We start from the raw sequence: 13,209 nt of genomic DNA, 5'->3' as shown, positions 1-13,209 counted from the left end.
TCGGAAGGGCGCCTGTCGCTCACATAAGCGAAGCCCTTACCTGCAGGGCTTTCAAAGCGAATGGGCGCTGTGGTTACGATGACCGCGCCGGTCGTGCCGTCGGGGGGGACGACCTTCCGCGTCCCCGACGCCCCGGCGCCGACAAGGACGGGGAAACCGCACAATGGCCCGATTCGCCGACTGGTTCGGGAAGAACGCCGACGCAGTGATCGCGCTGGTCCTGGCGATCGTCGTGGCGGTCCTCGGCCTCGGGGTGAACCTGCCGAACGAGACCGAGATCACCAACAGCGGGATCCTCGCGGTGATCGGCCTGCTGGCGACGTCGGTGCTGCGCGACCGCGGGCGGCGGATCCCGGTCGAGGCGGAGGTCCGCGACACGCTGCGCGCCTCGTCGGCCACGCTCGGCGAGCTCGACGCCAAACTGACCCGCATCGAGGGGTTCGAGGGCGTCCTGGCCGACACCAAGCGCGCGCTGGACGAGACCACGGTCGTGCGGGTCATCAGCGGGGCGCAGGTGGCGCAGGTCCTGGCGGAGGCCCGCCGCGACACCGACCGGTGGTTCTTCAAGGGCGGGACGGGCACCTACATCCGCGCGCGCACGCTGCCCGAGTGCGTGGCCGCCGCGCGCCGGGAACGGCGGACGCTGCTGTTCCGCCTGGAGATCCTCGACCCCACGAACGTGGAGGTGTGCGAGGCGTACGCGCGCCACCGGCGCTCGGTGTCGGACGGACCGGACGCCACGGGCGAGCCGTGGACGCTGCAGCGCACCCGCAAGGAGGCGTACGCCACGATCCTGGCGGCGTGCTGGCACAAGCAGCGGTTCGCGATGCTCGACATCGACATCGGCCTCGCGCAGACGATGACGACCCTGCGCTACGACCTCGCCTCCTCGCGCGTGGTGGTCACCCGCGACGACCCGCGCGGCGAGGCCCTGGTCGTCGACAGCGCCAAGTTCTACTACAGCTGGGTGAGCGCGGAACTGCAGACCAGCCTCGACCAGGCGCGGCGCGTCCCGGTCGAGCAGGCCAGGCTGGCGCCCCTGGACGACGAGCCGACCGTGGAGGAAGCGCGCAAGCTCTTCGAGGTCATCGGAATCGACCTCGCGCAGGGCTATACCGACCGCGACGTCATCGAGATCATACGAAAGGCCCTGCGGGCCAAGGACCCCTACGAGTGACCGCCGGACGCGACGGGCGGGGCCGGGGGGACGGGGCCGGTGCAGAAGGTGTCGGCGAAAGGTGAGGCCGCCGGAGTGAAGTACGAGGAGATCCGCGAGGAGATCCACGCCGGTACCGCGGCGCGGACCCTGCCGGCGTGGGCGGGGCGGATCCTCGGCGGAGCCCTGGAGGACGCCGCGGCGGGCCGCTCCTCCGTTCCCGCCGTGCGGCATCCTCTGGGCTTCCTGTGCCTTCCCCTGGAGCGCAGTGGCGACTTCGGGGTGTGCCTGCACATCTGGACGCCGGAGGTTCGTCCGGCGCCGTCCACCACGTCGCCGGTCCATTGCCACAGCTGGGACCTGCTCAGCTTCGTCCTGTACGGGACGGTCCGGAACGTGCGGATGGACGTCAGCGAGGGTTCCGCCACGGGGGCGCAGCAGGTCTTCGAGGTCGTGAGCCGGGGCGACCTGGACGAGCTGAGGGCGACCGGGAGGGTCGTCCACTGCGCCCCCGCCAAGTCCAGCACGCACCGGACCGGGGAGTCGTACACCCTGCCCGCCGGTGTCTTCCACAGCACGCTCATAGAAGATGGGCTGGACGCCGCCACGGTCGCCCTGGGCCGGCAGACGCCGGGCGGGGGCGACCTGTCGCTCGGCCCTCTGGACGTTCCCAGCCACAAGGTGCGCCGCTCGCTTTCCGACCACGCCGACACCCTGCGGGCCCTGCGGCGCTCGGCCCGCAGGATCGCCGCCGCCCACTGCTCACCGCGCCGGTAGCCGGACGCCGGATCCCCCTGGAGAGGCCCGATGAGACCCACGACCCCGTCAGCGGCCCTTCCGGTCGATCTCTCCGAGGCCCGCCGCGTGGCGGTGGAGGCGGCGGAGGCGGCGGGCGCGCTGCTCAGCGCCCGTGTGGACGGCCCCCTCGGCGTGCGGCCGAAGGGCGCGGGCGGGGACGTGGTGACCGAGCTGGACACCGCCGCCGAGGACCTGATCGTCGGGCGGCTGCGGGCCGCGTACCCGGGGCACCGGATCATCGCCGAGGAGTCCGGGATCCTCGACGGCGCGCCCGGCGAGGAGATGGTCTGGCTCGTCGACCCGCTGGACGGCACCAACAACGTGGCGATCGGCATGCCGGTGTACGCGGTCGGGCTCGCGTTGTGCGCGCGCGCCGAGCCGGTCCTGGGCGTCGTCCACGACCCGGTGAGCGGCCGGACGTGGTCGGCGGTGCGCGGGCGGGGCGCCCTCGGCCCGGAGGGGCCCCTGACGCTGGCCGACCGCCCCCGGCCGGGGCGGGAGAGGAACCCGCTGCTGGCCTGGACGCAGGGCCACCAGGTCGGGGCGGGCGATCCGGTGGCGTTCGCCATGCGCTCGGCCCTGGAGCTGCGTTGCGCGCGCATGCTGCAACTGTGGGCGCCGCTGGTGGCGTGGACGATGCTGGCGCGCGGCGACATCGACGGCATCGTCGGGTACCTGCCCGAGATCGTGGACCTGCCCGCCGGGATGCTGGTGGCGGCCGAGGCGGGCGCCGAGCTGCGCCGCCTGGACGGCGCCCCGTACGAGCTGGGCATCGACCGCCCGGCGTCCGAGCTGGGCTTCGTGGCGGCGCGTCCCGAACTGCTCGGCCGGCTCCTGGAGACCACGGCGAAGATCGACCCGAAGGGCGGGCGCGCCTCCCTGACCCGGTGAGCCCCTCACCAGGGCGGGCTCAGCCGGTCAGCAGGAGGGCTCCGACTGCGGCGGCCGAGCCCGTCACGGCCAGGACCGTCCCCGCCAGCACGAACGTGCGCATCGGCACGCGCACGTCCCAGCGCCGGCACCATTCGAACCACAGCAGCGTGGCCAGCGACCCCCAGGGCGTGATGACGGGCCCCACGTTCGTCCCCACGAGCAGTGACAGCAGCTGGTCCTTGTTCGAGGCGGGCACGGCCGACTCCCCCGCCACGTAGGCGGGGAGGTTGTTGAGGACGTTCGACAGCCCCGCCCCCGAGAACGCCGCCCGGACCGCCCCGGCCGTGCCGCCGTCCTCGCCGATCAGTGCGCGCATGGCGTCGTCCAGCCCGAAACGCTCCAGGGTGGGGACGACCAGGAACAGCCCGGTGACGAACACCATGAGCTGCCAGGGGATGAGCGCGGGGCGCAGCGCCGACCGGTCGCGCACGGCGAAGGCGACCACGGCCACGGCGGCGGCGGCGGTCGCGGCGAAGCCCAGCTGAATCCCGGTGTGCACGCCGGCGAGGATCGCCCCGATGAACAGCAGGCACGCGGCGCCGGTGGCGGAGAACAGCACCCGGTCCTGGACGGGCGCCGGAGCGGGCGGGTCGTAGGTCTCCTCTCCGCGCATCCGCCGCCGCCAGTAGAAGACCCACAGCAGCACCATGGTCACGGCCAGGACCGCCAACTGCGGCGCCCACATGCGCGCTGCGAACGCCCGGGTCTCCAGCGCCACGCGGTCGGCGGCTAGCAGGTTGGTCAGGTTGGACACCGGGAGGAGCAGGCTCGCGGTGTTGGCCAGCCACACCGTCGTCATGGCCAGCGGGAGGGTCGCGATCCGCGCGCGCGCCGCCAGGGCCAGCATGACGGGGGTCAGCAGTACCGCGGTCGTGTCCAGGTTGAGGAAGACGGTGGTGAGCGACGCGAACGCCACGCACAGCAGGAACAGCGCGGCGTAGTTGCCGCGGCCGGCCTGGGCCATCCGCTGCGCGATCGCGTCGAAGACCCCGGCCTCCTTGGTCAGCTCCGCCAGGATGATGACGCTGAACAGGAAGAGCAGCAGGGGCGCGATCCGTCCGACACTGGAGCGGGCCGTGTCGGCGGGCAGCAGGCCGGTGGCGACGAACACCAGTCCGAGCCCCAGGACGGCGATGCGGATCCAGTCGAGGACGCCCAGGGAGCCCGCGGCACGGCGGAGGGCCTCGGTCGGAGGGGGCGGCACGCGCGTCATGATTCCACAGGCGGCCGGGTGACTGCGGTCCGGCCGTGCTCCGCGCGATACTGGCGCCATGACGACCCCCGGCCACCCCCAGGAGCGCCCGACCGACTTCTTCATCAGCTACTCGCCGGCCGACGAACGGTGGGCGTCGTGGATCGCCTGGCAGCTGGAGGCCGCCGGGCACCGCACGATGATGCAGGCGTGGGACTTCGTGCCCGGGACCAACTTCATCGACTACATGGACCGGGGCCTGTCGGAGGCCAAGGTCGTGGTGGCGGTGCTGTCGCGCAACTACCTGCGCTCCCGGTACGGGCGGATGGAGTGGATGGCGGCGCTGCGGGCCGACCCGGACGACCCGGCGCGCAAGCTGGTCACGGTCCGCATCGAGGACTGCCCGATCGACGGCCTGCTCTCCACGATCACCTACGTGGACCTGGTGGGGGTGGACGACCCGGACGAGGCGCGGCGGCTGCTGATGCGCCGCATCCAGGAGGCCCTCGCCGGCCACGCGCGCCCCCTCCACGGCCCTGGCTTCCCCGGAGCCGGGCAGTACCGCCCCGGGCCGCTTCCCGGTGGCCGGGAACCGCTGGTAGGCCGCCTGGAGGAGCCTGACGGGCCCGGAGGCGGTGGCGGGGGCGGCCGGCCCGGGCCGGCCGGTGAGCGGCCCGCCCGGCGGGCGCCCGTCGCCGCGCCGGCGTTCCCCGCCGCGGACTCCGGGCACGAGCCGCGCGAGCACCTGACCGTCCTGCACGTCTCCGGTCCCCGCTTCGGCCGGACGCTGGCCGAGCCCGGCGAGCCGACGACCGCGGTGGAGCTCCAGGACCGGATCTGGAGCGACGTGACGCGGCTGGCCGACGCCGGAGTGCCGCGCCCCGACCTGATCGTCGTCACCGGGAACCTCACCCACTCGGGAAGCCGCAAGGAGTTCACCGAGGCGCTGTCGTTCCTGACGAGCCTGCGCGCGCTGCTCGGCCTGGAGGCGCAGCGCGTCGTGGTCGTGCCCGGCACCCACGACGTCACCCGCGCGGCCTGCCAGGCGTACTTCTCCAGCTGCGAGGCCGACGACATCGAGCCGCAGCCGCCGTACTGGCCCAAGTGGCGGCACTACGCGGGCCTGTTCAAGGAGTTCTACCAGGGCATCGACGCGCTCATCTTCGACAGCGCCCAGCCGTGGACGCTGTTCCCCGTCCCCGACCTGAAGGTGGTGGTGGCGGGGCTCAACTCGACGCTGCCGCAGTCCCACCGCGAGGAGGACCGCTACGGGCGCGTCGGCCAGGCGCAGGCCGCCTGGTTCAACCAGCGGCTGCGGCACTTCGAGGACGAGGGCTGGCTGCGCCTCGGCGCCGTCGAGCACACGCCCATCGCGGGCGAGCCGGGCGCGCTGCGCGATCCCGAGACGGTGGAGACGCTCCTCGCCGCCCACATCAACCTGTTCTTCCAGGGGACCGAGTCGGAGTACGGCGCCGTCCCCGTGCTGGCCTCCGGCGACGTCCCGTGCGTCCCGGCGCTGGGCCCCGGCCGGCACCAGCTCGTCGTCGTGCGCGGGGACGGGCTGGAGCGCTGGATCCCCGAGGACGCCGCCAGGCGCGGCCCGGAACGCCTCGAACGGTCCTGGACGGCCGTGGGCGGAACGTTCCCGCCGCCCCTCGCGCAGACCCCGCCGGCCCCTCCCTCCCCCGAACTCGGGCCCGGCGGCGACGGCACCGCCGACCCCGTCCCCGATCCCGCGGGGCGCCTGCTGGACCGCCTGACGGAGGCGTGCGAGACGCGGTTCGAGCGCGCCACCATCCGGCGCGTCGTCCCGCCCGCGCGCGAGGACGGCCGCTCCGACCCGCCGCACCTCCTGCTCACCCACCTGGAGGACGGCTTCGTCCGCCAGTACCGCATCGGCGCCCACGTGGGGCAGGTCACCGAGGCGGACGTGGACGCGTTCGTCCGGCACGTGCACGCCGACGGCACCGACCACGGCTCGGAACTGGTGTACCTGGGGCCGGCCCCGGCCCGGTCCGTGCGCGAAGACGCGCTGCGCCGCGGCATCCGGGTGCGCAGCCTCACCGAGTTCCAGGGCCTGGTCGACCTGTCTGAGTACGTCGCCGCCCAGACGGGACGGCTGTCCGCCGGCGGGCTCTACCCGCCGTCCCTGTACGTCCCCCAGCGCTACCGGGAGCTCGACCGGTTCCTCCCGGAGAGCGAACCCGGCGACGGGCGGCGGTCGGGCGCGGACGTCCACGACGACGTGGTCGGCGAGATGCTGCGGCTGCTGGCCGCCGACCACGGGCGCTTCCTGCTGCTGCTCGGCGACTTCGGCCGCGGCAAGACCTTCGCCCTGCGGGAGCTGGCCCGCCGCATCCCGGAGGAGCTGCCGCACGTCGTCCCGATCCTCATCGAGCTGCGGGCGCTCGACAAGGCGCACTCGGTGGACGGCCTGGTCGCCGCGCACCTGGCCAACCACGGCGAGGAGCTGATCGACCTCAAGGCGTTCCACTACATGCTCCGCCAGGGCCGCATCGTCCTGCTCTTCGACGGGTTCGACGAGCTGGTGACGCGGATGACCTACGACCGGGCCGCCGACCACCTCGACACGCTGCTGCAGGCCGCCCAGGACAAGGCGAAGATCGTGGTGGCGAGCCGGACGCAGCACTTCAAGTCCCAGGCGCAGGTGCTGACCGCCCTCGGCGAGAAGGTCGGCGTCCTGCCGCACCGCCGCGTCCTCTCCCTGGAGGAGTTCACGCCCCCGCAGGTCCGCTCGTACCTGGTGAACCGGTACGGCGACGAGGACGCCGCCGAGGACCGGCTGACCCTGCTGGCCGGGATCGAGGAGCTGCTGGCGCTGACGTCCAACCCGCGGATGCTGTCGTTCATCGCCGACCTGCCCGAGGAGCGGCTGCGCGCGGTCGCGCAGGCGCGCCGCGCCGTCAGCCCCGCCGACCTCTACCAGGAGATCCTGTCGTCCTGGCTCGCGTACGAGGCCGAGCGGGTCGGCGGCGCGGGCGGCCCGTCCGGGCTGGAGGTCGAGGACATGTGGCAGGCCGTGGGGACGCTCGCGCTGCGGCTGTGGGAGGGCAACGAGCAGTTCCTGCGGCTCGCCGAGCTGGCCGACGTCGCCGACGCCCTCACCGGTCTCGCCGGGGGACGGATGTCGCCGCACCAGGTGACCCACGCCGTCGGCGCCGGGAGCCTGCTCGTGCGCACCCCCGAAGGCCTGTTCGGCTTCATCCACACGTCCGTCATGGAGTGGCTCGTCGCCCGGCACATCGCGGACGAGTTCGCCAAGGGCGAGGAGCCGGCCGCCCTCGGCCGCCGCGCCCTGACCCAGCTCGCCGTCGACTTCCTCTGCGACCTCGCCGACACACGCGCCTGCCAGGAATGGACGGCCCGGGTGCTCGCCGACCCCGAGGCCGACGACATCGCCCGCGCCAACGCGATCCGCATCACGACGCGGCTGCGCACCCCCGCCCACACCGACCTGCGCGGCGCCCGCCTGCAGGGCGAGGACCTGTCCTACCGCGACCTCCAGGAGGTCGACCTCACCGGCGCCGACCTCACCGACGCCCAGCTCGTGGGCGCGAACCTCTCGCGCGCCGTCCTGCGCGACGCCTCCCTCGCCGGGGCGCGCCTGGACGAGGCCACCCTGACCGGGGCCGACCTGCGCGGCGCCGACCTGTCCCGGGCCCGCCTGGCCCGCGCCGACCTGCGCGACGTCGCCGTCGAGGGCAGCCGCTGGACCCGCGCCGCCCTCGTCGACGCCGTACTCCCCGACCGCGTCGCGAACGCCCCCGAACTGCGCGAGGCGGCCATCGCGCCGGGCCGCCCGATCGACATCCAGGTCGCGCCGGCCGCGGTGGGCGTCCCCTACGGCTTCCACTTCCAGACCAGCCGCCTCCCCCAGCCGCTCGCCTACAGCCCCGCGGGCTCCGTCCTGGCCATCGGCAGCGAGGACGGCGGCGTCCTCGTCTGCGACGCCGTCACGGGCACACCGCTGCGCAACCTCCAGGGCCACACCGACCGCGCCTACGCGGTCGCCTTCGACGGCGCGGGCGGCCTCCTGGCGAGCGCGTCCGCCGACGGCTCCGTCCGCCTGTGGGACCTCGCCACCGGCCACACCGCGCACACCTTCGCCGTCCACCCCGACGGCGTGTGGCCCCTGGTCGTCGGGGGGCGCTCCCCCGCGGGCGGCGACCTCGTCGCCGCCGGCGCCGCCGACGGGACCATCAGGGTGTGGGACGCCGTGTCCGGCCTCCTCCTGCACGAGCTGCCCGGGCACACCGCCCCCGTCTACACCGCCGTGTTCGACCCCGCCGGCTCGCTCATGGTCACCGGCGACGCGGGCGGCACGCTGCGCGTCTGGGACCTCGCCACCGGCGCGCTGCGCCGGGAGCTGGCCGGCCACCACGGCGCGGTGTTCCGCGCCGTGTTCCACCCGGACGGCTCCCTGCTCGCCGCCGGGGACGAGGCGGGCGTCGTCCGGCTCTGGGACATCCGCACCGGCGAGATCCGCCAGGAGCTCCTCGGCCACACCGGCCGCGTCTACGCCATCGCGTTCCACCCGGACGGGGGCCTCCTGGTCACCGGCGACACCGACGGGTCCATCCGCATCTGGGAGGACGGACAGCAGCGCGGCGCCCTCACCGGCCACGGCGGCGGCATCTACCAGGCCGGCTTCAGCCCGGACGGCGGCCGCCTCGCCACCGCCGACAGCGCCGGGTCCGTCCGCCTGTGGGACCCGCTCACCGGCCGGCAGCGCCTCGAACTGGCCGGGCACCGCGGCGCCGTGTGGCCGTTCGCGTTCCGCCCGGACGGCGCCCAGCTCGCCACCAGCAGCAACGACGGCACGGCGCGGCTGTGGGACGCCGAGACCGGGCAGTGCCGCGTCGTGCTGCGCGGCCACGGCCGCCGCGTCACCGGCGTGGCGTTCAGCCCCGACGGCGGCATGCTCGCCGCCAGCGGCAACGACGGCCTCGTCCGGCTCTGGGACCCGCGCACCGGCCGCATGATCCGCGAGCTGCGCGGCGTCGCCGACAACCTCACCTCCGCCGCGTTCAACACCCGCGACTCCCAGCTCGCCACCGCCACCAACGACGGCGGCGTCCACCTGTGGCAGGCCGGGACGGGCACGTTCGAACGCGAGCTGAACGTCGAGACCGACCACGTCTGGGCGCAGGCGTTCGCGCCGTCCGGGGACGTCCTCGCCACCGCCAACGACGACGACTCCGTCCGGCTCTGGTACTGGACGACCGGCCGCGAGATCGTCAACCTGGCCGGGCACCGGGGCCGCGTCCGCTCCATCGACTTCCAGCCCGGCGGCGCCCTGGTCGCCACCGGCTGCGACGACGGCGTCGTCCGCCTCTGGAGCCCCCTCACGGGCGAGCTCTCCGCCGAGCTGCGGGGCCACGGCGACCGCGTGTACCAGGTGTCGTTCTCACCGTCCGGGGAGACGCTCGCCAGCGCCGGCAACGACGGGACCGTCCGCCTCTGGGACCCGTCCACGGGCGAGCTCCTGCACACCCTCACCGAGCACACCGGGCGCCTGTGGACGGCCGCGTTCCACCCGTCCGGGGCGATGCTCGCCAGCGCGGGCGACGACCTCGTCGTGCGCCTCTGGGACCCGTCCGACGGGCGGCTGCTGCACACCCTCACCGGCCACACCCGCCGCGTCTGGTCCGCGGCGTTCAGCCCGGACGGCTCCCTGCTCGCCACCGCGGGCGACGACGGCGCCGTCATCCTGTGGGACGTCACCGACCGCACCGCCCCCGCGCGCCGCGCCACCCTCCTCGGCCTGGCCGAGGGCTGGGCCGCCCTGGCCCCCGACGGCCGCTACAAGTGGGAGGGCAACGCCACCGCCGAGTTCTGGTACGCCGTGGGCCTGTGCCGCTTCGAGCCGGGCGAGCTCGACGCCTACCTCCCCGAGGTCCGCCGCCTCCCCCTCGACGCCCCGTTCTAGGGGGCGGCGCGGCGGGTGAGAGAGGCCCAGAGGGCGTCGACCCGGGTCTTCAGGTCGGTGAGGGTGCCGGAGTTGTCGATGACGTGGGTGGCGACGGCGCGGCGGTCGGCGCGGGACGCCTGGGCGGCCATGCGGGCGCGGGCGTCCTCCTCCGTCATGCCGCGGCGGGCGACGAGGCGGTCGAGCTGGACCTCCTCGGGCGCGTCCACGACGACGACCTCGTCGTACATGCCGGCCAGCCCGTTCTCCGCCAGGAGGGGCACGTCGTAGACGACGACCGCGTCCGCGGGGGCGGCGTCCATCAGCTCCTGCATCCGCTCCCCCACCAGCGGGTGGACGATCGCGTTCAGGGCGGCGAGCCGGTCCGGGTCGGCGAACACGATGCGGCCGACCTTCTCCCGGTCGAGGGCGCCGTCCGGGAGCAGCACGTCCTCGCCGAACTCCGCCACCACGGCGGCGAGACCCGGAGTGCCCGGCTCGACCACCTCGCGGGCGATCCTGTCGGCGTCGATGACGACCGCGCCGTGCTCGCGCAGCCGCCTCGACACCTCGCTCTTGCCCGAACCGATCCCGCCGGTGAGTCCCACTTTCAGCACGGGACTCACCCTAGCGGCGCGTCGGCTGAGGGCTTCCGGCGGCTACGGGGTCCCGGCGGGGACGAGGGCCTTGCGCATGTGGACGAGGGTGAGGTGCGCGGCGACGCGCTCCCGATGCGTCTCGGAGTAGCCGAGCCGCCGGTACAGGCGCAGATTCGCCTCGCTGAGGTGGCCGGTGAACAGCACGCACGCGTCGGCGCGCCCGGCGATCTCGTCCTCCAGCTCCGTCATCAGGCGCCGCCCGACGCCGCGGCGCTGCAGGTCGGGGGCCACGACGAGCCGCCCGACCAGGCACGTGCGGTCGCTGAACTGGGCGCGCACGGCGCCGACGAGGCGGCCGTCCTCGACCGCCTTCAGCACCACGGCGTCCCCGGCCAGCACCTTGCCGAGCTGCTCGACCGACTCCACCAGCGGCGGGATGAACGGGTCGCCGTACAGCTGGGCCTCCGAGACGTAGGCGGCCCGCTGCACGGTCATCATCTCCCCCGCGTCCGCAGGGGCCGCCCGCTCGATCACGACCGTCTCAGTGCTCATGCGCGGTCTCCTTGCGGGGGCCGACGCCCCGCGCCCCCCGGTGCGCTTCGCTCATGCCCTGACCCTAGAGGCGGACGCCGCCTGCGTCCGCTCACCGGCCGATCCGGACGGTCACCGCGACCGGGTAGTGGTCGGAGGCGTCGGACTCGGGCACGTCGTAGTCGGTGACGAGCACACCGTCCGACCCGAAGACCCAGTCGGTGCTGGTGCCGTCGGACCTGGTCGGGTACTGCTCGCCGCCGATCGCGGTGTTGCGCAGGTCGGTGCCGTCGGTCATCGCGGTCAGCTCCGGGCTGCCCGGGCCCGCGTTGAAGTCGCCGCCGATGATCGTGCGGGGAGCGCCGCCCCACGCCCGCAGCAGCGCCGCGATCTCCCGGGCCCGCTCGTGGCCCCGGTCGTCGCCGCCCTCCAGGTGCGTCGACCACACGTCCACCGTGGTCCGGCCGACGGCGAGCCGCGCCCACACGTAGCCGCGGATCTGCGACCAGTCGCCCTTCGGCATCCGGCCCGTCCCGGAGCTGCGCACCGGCAGCGACGTCAGGATCGCGTTGCCGAACTGGCCGTCGGCGGCGGGCCCCCAGATCAGCTTCATGCCGAGGCGCCGCGACAGCCACACGGCGACGTCGGTGGTGCCGGACAGCAGCGACCCGCGCCCGGCCTCCTGCAGCAGGACGACCTGCGCGCGCTGCCCCTCGATGACGCGCGCGACGCCCTCGGGGTCGAGGCGGCCGGACTGGTTGACCGCGTCGTGGATGTTGTAGCTGAGCACCCGCACCTGCCCCGCGGCGGGCGCCGCGGGGGCCTCGCCGTCCGGCGCGGCCACGGTGAACACGAGGGTGCCGGCCAGCAGCACCAGCGCGGCGGCGCCGGCGGTGAGAGCCCGCAGCGGGGCGCGGGCGGGCAGCGGCCCGCCGCGCGCCGCGGCGATCGCCGCGAGCGCGCCGAGCAGGATGCCGGCGAGGCCGGGCAGCAGGTTGTTGGGAACCGGCAGCGGCGAGACCGCGCTGACCTGGTACGGGATGAGGATCGCGGCGACAAGCAGGCCGCCGAGCGCGGCGCCGGCGTCGACCCGCCAGACGGGCCCGCCGGTCCCGGCGCGGCGCAGCGGCGCGCGGCACGCCACGGCGAGCAGCCACGCCGACAGCACCTGCCCGACGATCACGACGGGCACGACCTCGATGCCGGAGACCGCGTACGTGCCGGCGACGGCGCCCGCGCCGACGCCGAGGACCGTCCCGCCGAGCACGCACACGCCGCCCGGCACGGCCCGCACGGCGAGCCCGGAGGCCAGGAACGCCAGCGCGAGGCCCTGCCCGATCACGATCGCGACGTGCGCGCCGGTCAGCGACTGCCACCCCGACGAGGCCACGAACGCGGGGCTGGCGAGGACGAGGATCTGCAGCGCGAGGAACGGCCCGAACGCCGCGGCGCCGAGCGCGTCCCGCCAGGACACGCCGGGCGCGGTGACGGGTCCGGACGCCAGCTCGCGGTAGAGCGCGGCGGCGCCGACGCCGACGAACGCCAGGCAGGCCAGCCAGGGGCCGAGGCCGTCGCGCCACACCGGGTCCCAGGTGGCGAAGCACATCCGCACGGCGCCGTCGATGGACAGGCCCGCGACGGTGGCAGTGGCGAAACCAACCCCCGACAGGCCGCGGGCGCCCTCGTACAGCGCCGCGACGGCGATCATGCCGATGGCGGTGCCGGCGAACGCGAGCCAGGTGCGGGGGTCGAGCGCCTGGGCGAGGAGCCGGACGGCGAACAGCCCGCCGACGCCGGCGAGCAGCAGCCCGCGCGGGCCGGCGAAGCGGCGGATCAGCGGGGCGGCGAACCCGGCGAGGTAGACCACGAGCACCGCGCCGGCGGCGGCCGCGGTCCCGGCCTCGTCGGCGAAGTGGTCGAGCTGCGGAAGCGAGAACCGCAGCGTCTGCGCGAGCACCGCGACGGTCACGGCGATCAGCGCGAGTCTGGCGGGGCCCTGCGGGACGATCGGGGGGCCGGCCGCGGCCGGGCCGCCGGTCCTGGTGCCTACGTCTGTGCTGGCCAATTGAAC

8 protein-coding genes are annotated in these 13,209 nt (G+C 74.9%); 4 read left to right on the top strand and 4 right to left on the bottom strand.

Translation table 11 applies throughout. The features are described from left to right. The first annotated feature begins 163 nt into the window (after window positions 1-163). Genes AB0K37_RS11555 through AB0K37_RS11545 form a run of 3 tightly spaced genes read left to right on the top strand, consistent with a single transcriptional unit; the run spans window position 164 to window position 2,845 of the window. A complete protein-coding gene (locus AB0K37_RS11555; protein ID WP_363978452.1) occupies window positions 164-1,177 on the top strand; it encodes a hypothetical protein in 1,014 nt (337 codons plus the stop codon). A 39-nt stretch (window positions 1,178-1,216) separates the two neighbouring features. Continuing rightward, a complete protein-coding gene (locus AB0K37_RS11550) occupies window positions 1,217-1,933 on the top strand; it encodes a hypothetical protein (RefSeq protein WP_363978449.1) in 717 nt (238 codons plus the stop codon). Window positions 1,934-1,963: 30 nt separating this feature from the next. Continuing rightward, window positions 1,964-2,845 carry an inositol monophosphatase gene (locus AB0K37_RS11545; protein WP_363978446.1) on the top strand — a complete coding sequence of 294 codons (882 nt, stop codon included), beginning with the start codon at window positions 1,964-1,966 and terminating at the stop codon, window positions 2,843-2,845. Window positions 2,846-2,864: 19 nt separating this feature from the next. Here AB0K37_RS11545 and AB0K37_RS11540 read toward each other — a convergent pair whose 3' ends face one another. Continuing rightward, window positions 2,865-4,091, bottom strand: coding sequence for an SLC13 family permease (locus tag AB0K37_RS11540; RefSeq protein WP_363978443.1), 1,227 nt, complete (start codon window positions 4,089-4,091; stop codon window positions 2,865-2,867). A 67-nt stretch (window positions 4,092-4,158) separates the two neighbouring features. Between AB0K37_RS11540 and AB0K37_RS11535 the strand changes: the two genes are divergently transcribed. After that, window positions 4,159-10,029, top strand: coding sequence for a TIR domain-containing protein (locus AB0K37_RS11535; protein ID WP_363978440.1), 5,871 nt, complete (start codon window positions 4,159-4,161; stop codon window positions 10,027-10,029). On the opposite strand, the gene coaE is transcribed toward AB0K37_RS11535, so the two are convergent. From coaE to AB0K37_RS11520, 3 genes are all read right to left on the bottom strand, one after another. Beyond that, window positions 10,026-10,625 (bottom strand): dephospho-CoA kinase, encoded by a 600-nt coding sequence (gene coaE, locus AB0K37_RS11530; RefSeq protein WP_363978437.1) that lies wholly within the window; start codon window positions 10,623-10,625, stop codon window positions 10,026-10,028. The genes AB0K37_RS11535 and coaE overlap by 4 nt on opposite strands. Before the next feature lie 42 nt (window positions 10,626-10,667). After that, window positions 10,668-11,159 (bottom strand): GNAT family N-acetyltransferase, encoded by a 492-nt coding sequence (locus tag AB0K37_RS11525; protein WP_363978434.1) that lies wholly within the window; start codon window positions 11,157-11,159, stop codon window positions 10,668-10,670. A 91-nt stretch (window positions 11,160-11,250) separates the two neighbouring features. Then, window positions 11,251-13,203, bottom strand: coding sequence for an endonuclease/exonuclease/phosphatase family protein (locus AB0K37_RS11520; RefSeq protein WP_363978431.1), 1,953 nt, complete (start codon window positions 13,201-13,203; stop codon window positions 11,251-11,253). Between the last annotated feature and the right edge of the window lie 6 nt (window positions 13,204-13,209).

Origin of the sequence: Actinomadura sp. NPDC049753 (assembly GCF_040674655.1) — a bacterium.
In the GTDB taxonomy this organism is placed as follows: domain Bacteria; phylum Actinomycetota; class Actinomycetes; order Streptosporangiales; family Streptosporangiaceae; genus Spirillospora; species Spirillospora verrucosospora.
This window is presented reverse-complemented; position numbering and strand designations above follow the sequence as displayed.

What these genes read in the sequence shown, in the direction of transcription:
- AB0K37_RS11525 (WP_363978434.1), bottom strand. Translation starts at nt 11,159, where the DNA reads ATGAGCACTGAGACGGTCGTGATCGAGCGGGCGGCCCCTGCGGACGCG.
- AB0K37_RS11535 (WP_363978440.1), top strand. Translation starts at nt 4,159, where the DNA reads ATGACGACCCCCGGCCACCCCCAGGAGCGCCCGACCGACTTCTTCATC.
- AB0K37_RS11545 (WP_363978446.1), top strand. Translation starts at nt 1,964, where the DNA reads ATGAGACCCACGACCCCGTCAGCGGCCCTTCCGGTCGATCTCTCCGAG.
- AB0K37_RS11555 (WP_363978452.1), top strand. Translation starts at nt 164, where the DNA reads ATGGCCCGATTCGCCGACTGGTTCGGGAAGAACGCCGACGCAGTGATC.